Origin of the sequence: Armatimonas sp. (assembly GCF_031410135.1) — a bacterium.
Classification (GTDB): domain Bacteria; phylum Armatimonadota; class Armatimonadia; order Armatimonadales; family Armatimonadaceae; genus Armatimonas.
In genome coordinates, this window is the sequence record NZ_JANNYP010000155.1 from 1 (window position 1) to 6,845 (window position 6,845).

General features: G+C 56.3%; 8 protein-coding genes and 1 pseudogene. 6 read left to right on the plus strand and 3 right to left on the minus strand.

Annotation, left to right across the window (positions count from 1 at the left end; translation table 11 throughout):
- Nucleotides 1–168: 168 nt before the first annotated feature.
- Nucleotides 169–696 carry a DUF1648 domain-containing protein gene (locus RMO15_RS05575; RefSeq protein ID WP_309708968.1) on the minus strand — a complete coding sequence of 176 codons (528 nt, stop codon included), beginning with the start codon at nucleotides 694–696 and terminating at the stop codon, nucleotides 169–171.
- A gap of 172 nt (nucleotides 697–868) precedes the next feature.
- Between RMO15_RS05575 and rpsB the strand changes: the two are divergent.
- From rpsB to frr, 4 genes and pseudogenes are all read left to right on the plus strand, one after another.
- Nucleotides 869–1,546: pseudogene (gene rpsB, locus RMO15_RS05580) on the plus strand (30S ribosomal protein S2); the annotation flags it as partial.
- A gap of 435 nt (nucleotides 1,547–1,981) precedes the next feature.
- Nucleotides 1,982–2,848 (plus strand): translation elongation factor Ts, encoded by an 867-nt coding sequence (tsf, locus tag RMO15_RS05585; RefSeq protein WP_309708974.1) that lies wholly within the window; start codon nucleotides 1,982–1,984, stop codon nucleotides 2,846–2,848.
- A gap of 5 nt (nucleotides 2,849–2,853) precedes the next feature.
- The gene (pyrH, locus tag RMO15_RS05590) at nucleotides 2,854–3,585 is read left to right on the plus strand and encodes a UMP kinase (protein WP_309708977.1); all 732 of its coding nucleotides are present in this window, start codon (nucleotides 2,854–2,856) and stop codon (nucleotides 3,583–3,585) included.
- A gap of 35 nt (nucleotides 3,586–3,620) precedes the next feature.
- Nucleotides 3,621–4,133: a ribosome recycling factor gene (gene frr, locus RMO15_RS05595; protein WP_369016079.1), complete on the plus strand. Its 513-nt coding sequence runs from the start codon at nucleotides 3,621–3,623 to the stop codon at nucleotides 4,131–4,133.
- A 56-nt stretch (nucleotides 4,134–4,189) separates the two neighbouring features.
- On the opposite strand, the gene RMO15_RS05600 is transcribed toward frr, so the two are convergent.
- The gene (locus tag RMO15_RS05600; RefSeq protein ID WP_309708986.1) at nucleotides 4,190–4,627 is read right to left on the minus strand and encodes a hypothetical protein; all 438 of its coding nucleotides are present in this window, start codon (nucleotides 4,625–4,627) and stop codon (nucleotides 4,190–4,192) included.
- Nucleotides 4,628–4,703: 76 nt separating this feature from the next.
- On the opposite strand from RMO15_RS05600, the gene RMO15_RS05605 reads away from it, so the two are divergent.
- Nucleotides 4,704–5,297, plus strand: coding sequence for a YetF domain-containing protein (locus RMO15_RS05605; RefSeq protein WP_309708987.1), 594 nt, complete (start codon nucleotides 4,704–4,706; stop codon nucleotides 5,295–5,297).
- Here the strand turns inward: RMO15_RS05605 and RMO15_RS05610 are convergent.
- Nucleotides 5,268–6,152: a hypothetical protein gene (locus RMO15_RS05610; RefSeq protein ID WP_309708990.1), complete on the minus strand. Its 885-nt coding sequence runs from the start codon at nucleotides 6,150–6,152 to the stop codon at nucleotides 5,268–5,270. The two genes, RMO15_RS05605 and RMO15_RS05610, sit on opposite strands and share 30 nt — an antisense overlap.
- Before the next feature lie 328 nt (nucleotides 6,153–6,480).
- Between RMO15_RS05610 and RMO15_RS05615 the strand changes: the two genes are divergently transcribed.
- On the plus strand, nucleotides 6,481–6,845 hold a 365-nt coding region (locus tag RMO15_RS05615), incomplete at its 3' end, for a hypothetical protein (RefSeq protein WP_309708992.1).

A 6,845-nucleotide genomic window follows, 5' to 3' on the forward strand; every position in this document is an offset into this window, starting at 1 on the left:
GCATTGCCGGGAGCCTGGAAGACTTTCTCCATGCGCTTGATACAGGAGCCACTCCGATGGGGGAGTGCCACGACAACATCAAGAGTCTCGCCATGGTCTTTGGTGCCGTCGAGTCCGCCACCACCGGAAAACGCGTCACGATTACTGCCTAACCCCTGATAGTGGATATCAGGGGGCTTCTGGAACTTTTGAGTCCTTGACCATCTGGTAGGCCCAGATGCCGGTGTAGATCAAAAAGCCGACCAGGTAGATAAAGAACACGGCTCCGAGCTGCTTTCCGCCATTGAGATTGGCGAGAAAAACGCTGTGCATCACGGCCATCAGAAACGCGACAGTGGCAATTCCAAAAGTAGACATCTGGTGCCCCATGCGCATCAGAGTCTGCTCACGGCGCTCCGGGGCAAGCCAGTACTCTTTGTTGGGGATATTGATACTCTCATCGGGGGATTTTTTGAGGATCCAGCCCATGCTTGCCCAAAGCGCCGATGAGATACTCACCAGCACAAGATAGAAGATCATGTTCTCCTGCTTGCTCATCCAGCCATCGGCCTTTCCGCCAGGGCCAAAGTGAGATGCCATGCGCTCGGGGAGCTGTGGCCAGTAGTAGGCGATGTGCACCACAACGAGAGCAGGAAGCGCGAAGAGGGTTTTCTGTGTCGATGTGAGTCTTGGCTTTTCAGTTTGTTGTTGCAACATAACTATTTATATCGCAGTTGCTGAAGAAAAGTTACTGTGATAAACTGCGAAGGTTTCGCCAGATGTAAGGCGCGAGAGGATCGCGCTTTTTTAATGTCACACTCACGATAAATCTCGGTCCCGCAAGGGCACGTCGTGGGGAGGAGAAACCGAGAAGGAACAGAAGAAAACTATGGCCACAATCGCCATGAAAGACCTGCTCGAAGCAGGCGTCCACTTTGGTCATCAGACCCGTCGCTGGAACCCCAAGATGAAGCGCTACATCTACGGTAGCCGCAATGGGATCTACATCATTGACCTTCACCAGAGCCTGAAGCTCTTCGATGATGCTCAGAAGTTTATCCAGGACATTGTCTCCGATGGCGGCACGATTTTGTTCGTGGGAACCAAGAAGCAGGCATCTGATGCCGTGCAAGAGGCAGCGGTTCGCTCACGCCAGTACTTTGTCAACCAGCGCTGGCTGGGGGGCATGCTCACCAACTTCACCACGATCCAGAAGCGAATTGCGCGCCTGCGCCAGCTCAAGGAGATGACCGAAGATGGCACACTCCTGCGCCTTACCAAGAAAGAGGCTGCTCTTCTGACTGAGGAGTACGAGAAGCTAGAGCGCTACTTGGGTGGTATCAAGGACATGCCCCGCATCCCTGCATGTCTCTTTATCGTGGACCTGAAGAAAGAGCACATCGCGGTTCAAGAAGCCAAGGCGCTTGGAATTCCGATTGTAGCGATTGTAGACACGAACTGTGACCCGGACGATGTGGACTATATTATCCCTGGCAACGACGATGCGATTCGTGCGATCAAGCTGATCACCAACAAGATCGCCGAGGCTATTGTCGAAGTCAAGCAAGAGGAGTGGGACGAGGTTCCTTCAGGTGACCTGGCCGCTGCCTTTGGCGTAGATCCCGCGGCGGCGGATCGTATTCGCCAGCTTGAAGAAGACCAGAAGGGCATTGAGCTCGACTACGACAACGAAGGCAAGCCCGTAGACCATGAGGCAGACGCGCTCTTCGCGGATGCACTTGCGAGTGAAGCCAAGGCTGTGGAGGCACCGGTTGTTGAGGAAGCTCCTGCCGTGGTGGAAGCGGCTCCCGCTGTTGCCGAAGCGGCTCCTGCTGTGGCAGAAGTCGCGGTGGCTGAGGAAGCAAAAGCCGACGCCGAGTAGTCTTTACGTTCTGCCCCCTCCTGGGCGATAGAGTTTTCCGCGAGGGTAGGGCAAAAATCCTACCCTTTGCTATGTTCCCCTGAAAAGGGCACTGTTCAACCGAAAGGATCACGAAAGAAAATGGCTGCAATTACAGCGGGCATGGTGGCGCAGCTCCGCGAGCGCACCGGCCTTGGAATGATGGAGTGTAAGAAGGCACTCAGCGAGACCGATGGTGATTTAGAGGCCGCCGTCGAACTGCTCCGCAAGAAGGGTGTCAAAGATAAAGGCGACCGTGTCGCAGGTGAAGGTCTGATCATGGCCTACATCGCCGACGGTGGCACCGACGGTGCACTGGTCGAGCTGAACTCTGAGACGGACTTCGTGGCACGTAACGATGACTTCAAGGGACTTGCTCGCCTGCTTGCCGAGAAGAGCGCTGTCCACAAGGGGAACACTCCCGACGAGATTCTAGCCGATCCCGGCCTGAAGGGGTTCTACGACGAGACCGTGCGCACCATTGGTGAGAAGATTGTCTTTGGTCGCATGACACGCTTTAATGCGGCTTCCGGCAATACCCTCGTGACCTATGTCCACAATCCGGGTGGTCCTCAGACCGATGGTGGCAAGATCGGGGTGATGATCGAGCTCTCGGGCGCGAATGTCGCTGAGCTGGGCCGTGAAGTGGCGATGCACATTAGCTTTGCCAAGCCGCGTTTCTTAAGCTCTGACGATGTGGATGCTGCGACGATCGAGAAGGAGACCAAGATCCTTACCGAGCAGACCGCCGCCGATCCGAAGATGGCGGGTAAACCAGCCCAGGTAATCGAGGGCGCGGTCAAGGGCCGCCTCAACAAGTTCCTCGGGGAGATCGTGCTACTCAACCAGCCGTACATTCGCGACGATAAAAAGACCGTGGCGCAGCTGGTCAAAGAGACCCCTGGTGCGGCTCTAGTGCGTTTTGTCTGCTTCCAGGTAGGTGAGAACGTCAAGAAGGCCGAAGGATAAGCGAAATGGAATCCCGCCCCCGCTACAATCGTGTGCTGCTCAAGCTCTCCGGTGAGGCATTTGCCGGTGAGCAAGGCTATGGGATCGAGCCAGAGACGATTCAAAAGATCGCCTCAGAGCTGGCGTCTATTCAGGCGACCGGTGCTCAGATCGCCATTGTGGTAGGGGGCGGGAACATTCTGCGTGGCTCCGTCGGGGAGAAGCAAGGAATGGACCGTGCACAGGCCGACTACATGGGGATGCTCGCCACGGTTATCAATGCCATGGCGCTGCAAGATGCCCTGGAAAAATGCTCGGTGGACACGCGCGTTCAGACCGCTATTCCGATTCCCCAGGTGGCGGAGCCCTTTATCCGCCGCCGTGCCATCCGCCACTTAGAGAAAGGCCGTGTGGTCATCCTGGCAGGTGGCACGGGCAACCCGTACTTCACTACCGACACGGCTAGCGCTCTGCGTGCCGTGGAGCTGGAAGCGGATGTCGTGCTGATGGCCAAGAACGGCACCGATGCGGTCTATGATAAAGATCCTCGCAAGTTTGACGATGCCAAGCCCTACAAGAACCTGACGTTCGAGGAGGCGCTGGATAAGAAGCTACGCGTCATGGATCTGACCGCCTTTACCCACTGTATGGAACACAACCTGCCGATTATCGTCTTCGATATGAACGTCGCCGGCAATATCCAGCGAGCCGTGGTCGGGGAACCGATCGGGACGCTGGTCGAGAGGAGTCATTCGTGAGCGTCTCTTCCATTTTAAAAGATACCGAGACCCGTATGGGCAAGACCTTGGAGTCTACCGCCGCAGATTTCGCGACTCTACGCACGGGCCGCGCCAACCCCGCGATGCTGGATGGCCTGAAGGTGGACTACTACGGCACCCCAATGAACGTCCGCGATTTGGGCAACATCACGTCGCCTGAGCCTCGCGTTCTCCTGATTGAGCCCTGGGACAAGGCCGCGATGCCTCTGATCGAAAAAGCGATCATGAACAGTAACCTGGGCCTCAATCCCAACAGCGATGGGGTTCGGATTCGCCTCAATATCCCCGCCCTCACCACCGAGCGCCGCAAGGAGTTCGTCAAGCAGCTCGCCGGAAAGGCCGAAGCAGGCCGCGTCGCGTTGCGCAACATCCGCCGCGATGCCAATGAGCACCTCAAAAAAGACGAAGAAGTGACCGAGGATGAGGCCAAGCGTGCGGAGAAAGATGTCCAGAAGCTCCTGGATAAGTACGTTGCTGAGCTAGAGGCGATGACCAAGACCAAAGAGTCCGAGCTGATGGAGAACTAGCTTACCCCCTAACCCCCGCCCGGCGGGGGGACAGTGAGGAAAGAACCCGATTTCAACTACGGAGTCGGGTTTTCCTTTATCTCCTTGAGAAACCGCTCCCAGAGCTGGATGGCAGGCTTCTTAATGGATTCGAGAGCGATACAACTCAAGATATAGGTGCGCTCTTTTTCCTCAAAGGCAAGCCGGATGGTGTAGCGCTTCTGGTTATCGGCACCTCGGACAAGGCATATCTCCCGGTGCGCTTTCCGCCCTCGAAATGTCGTGTAGGTTGCGGAGACGAGCCCTGTAGGGTTGGGAAACATCTTGACGATAGAGGCAAGCCCGCCTTTGTTGGGAGTGATGGCATTGGCGCTCATGCGAATGGCCTGCTTCCCAATACGTTTTTCCATTTCGACCATGAGCCATGTTTCGTCTTTATGTCTGATCGTGGATGGTTTGTAGCTGACACCGTCAAGTTGTGGAAGTAAGAGTTTTCCGAGAGAGATGTATTTCATCGCTGTGCTCCTACTGGAGTTGTACCGTGGTTGCCGCCGATTTCATGGGGCGGTCAATCCGTGCGATAATATCCGCATGGGTACTTGGACGTTGCATTTGTGGGAGCTGGAGCCGTTGCTCATCCCGCATATTTCGTGGGTAGAGAAGATCCTCAGGCCACTGGTGGTCTATGGGTTTCTTCTCGTGGCGTTTCGTTTCTCGGGCAAGCGGGAGCTGGGGCAGGCGACCCTCTTTGACTTTCTGATCTTGCTGCTGATCTCCAACGTCGTTCAGAACGCGATGATAGGGGAGGACAACTCGATCGGTGGCTCGTTTGCGGGCGTAGCGGTGCTGCTGACGCTCTCTTGGGTGCTCAATAAAATTACCGCGCGCTCACCAAAGCTCCGCAAGTTTCTGGAAGGCTCACCGACGCTGCTCGTGCACAATGGGCAGGTACTCGATAAAGCCATGCGGAAAGAGAGCGTCTCGCTTAATGACCTGCTCACGGCGTTTCGGGAGCAGGGAATCGCGTCTGTCTCGGAGGTGCGCTTTGCCGTGCTGGAGCTCGATGGCAAGATCAGCATCATCCGCACCGATGCCCCCACGCCCGTGAGCCGTGAGGACTGTGTGGTCGAGGAAATTCGGCGTCAGGTAGTGGACCTAGAGTCGACGGCTCAGACGCAGCCCTAGCGTGAGAGCGGAGTCGGCATCTATGGTTTGTACCCCACGGCCCGCGCGGTCATCGAGCTGGAACTGACGGCCAAACTGCCAGCCCGCCGCCAGCGCTGCCGTCGTGTTTTTGTGGGTATAGCCCAGCTCTAGCCCCGTGGTGAAGCTCGTCTCACGGATAACCCCCTCACTCACTGCTGCGCGATCCGAGAGTCGCCAGGCACGGCGGACATCAAAGCCGGTGACACTGGCAAGGCTCCAGGTTTTATTGAGGGTCTTGGTGGCACGTAGCTCCTGGCCCTGGAAGAGAACGCGGAGGTCTTTGCGTGCCTGCCAGTCCACTCCAAGCGCCGGAATCAGGAGAAAGTCATCATCGGCGATCTGGGAGCGCAGCGCCACGCCATAAGTCCAGGTCAGGCCCGGACGGGCAACATGGCGCTGCCCCAGGATCACGCCTGCGGCAATGCCCCGTGAGAAGTCTCCATGTGCGGAGGCGGCGCTATCCACGCTAAACCCCAGAACACGGGAGCGAGTCTTGCTCTGTGGGGTGATGAACGTCGCGCCGAAGCGAACCTGCGTCGCATCTTCGAAGGGGTTGGCAGCACGTGGCAGACCCGCAAGAGCCGTCGGGCTGGGATGGGCAAAATCAAACGTGCTGCGGTCAATGCGAAACGTCAGGTTCTGTGTCTGCTTGAGGCCCGGCTTGAGTAAAGTCGCATCCAGTGTCGTACGGTTCACCGAGGCACTTCGGCCTAGACCAGCAAACTCCGCGCTGTCTGTCTGCTGTTGACGCAGGTTGACGGTGAGCGTGGGCTTGGGGAGAAACATCACCTGGTTGGTGCGCTGTGACTGTGTTAATAGAAATGTCGGGTCCATCAAAAAAGAAACACCGTGCTGACTTTCTGAGTTCCCAAAGCCATGACAGAGCGGCTTATCCTGATGCACGAGAGGACGATAAGCGCTGTTAGAAGACGTATAAAAAATCCCCTGATCGTCTAAGACCAGGGGGAGTTTGTCTTATCAAACAGCAAACAGTGAAGAAATCAGATGGGATCTAATGATTGAATCGTGAAAATGATGTCACGAATTAAAACACATTTCGAGATGGTTTGTTCCCAAGAAATACAATTTTTTTTCAGAGGGGGCTTGGGCATGCGGACACCTCCTGGCGTTTAATATTTTCCCAGCCATAATAAGCTTTAGTATGCGTCTTGCTTTTGCGATTCCCTGGCGTGATTTAGGGAGCTGGCTCTTTGAGCACCTGCCCGAGGAGCACACCGGCGAACTGCTCTTTGCCGCCCCCGAGCCTAACCTAGATCGCTCGCCGCGGGCCAGCAAGCTGCCTCCGTACCTGGCAGAGTTTTTTTGTTTGGTGGGGCGCGGCTATAAACTGGCTTCCTACGACACGGTTTTCACCTGGGAGCTACGCTGCGCACTGGCAGTTTTACTCCTGCGCCGACTCCAGCGTGCTAAAACGCCAGTGATCGTGGTGGGGCCGATCCTAAAAGGCGGGATTCTTAAGGCGCTTCCGCTGTTTCGAGGGCTTCTCGCCGATGCCGCAAAGATCGT

Excerpts from the sequence above, each read along its gene's own strand:
- RMO15_RS05575 (WP_309708968.1), bottom strand. The coding sequence starts at position 696 with ATGTTGCAACAACAAACTGAAAAGCCAAGACTCACATCGACACAGAAA.
- tsf (WP_309708974.1), top strand. The coding sequence starts at position 1,982 with ATGGCTGCAATTACAGCGGGCATGGTGGCGCAGCTCCGCGAGCGCACC.
- pyrH (WP_309708977.1), top strand. The coding sequence starts at position 2,854 with ATGGAATCCCGCCCCCGCTACAATCGTGTGCTGCTCAAGCTCTCCGGT.
- frr (WP_369016079.1), top strand. The coding sequence starts at position 3,621 with ATGGGCAAGACCTTGGAGTCTACCGCCGCAGATTTCGCGACTCTACGC.
- RMO15_RS05600 (WP_309708986.1), bottom strand. The coding sequence starts at position 4,627 with ATGAAATACATCTCTCTCGGAAAACTCTTACTTCCACAACTTGACGGT.
- RMO15_RS05605 (WP_309708987.1), top strand. The coding sequence starts at position 4,704 with ATGGGTACTTGGACGTTGCATTTGTGGGAGCTGGAGCCGTTGCTCATC.
- RMO15_RS05610 (WP_309708990.1), bottom strand. The coding sequence starts at position 6,152 with ATGGACCCGACATTTCTATTAACACAGTCACAGCGCACCAACCAGGTG.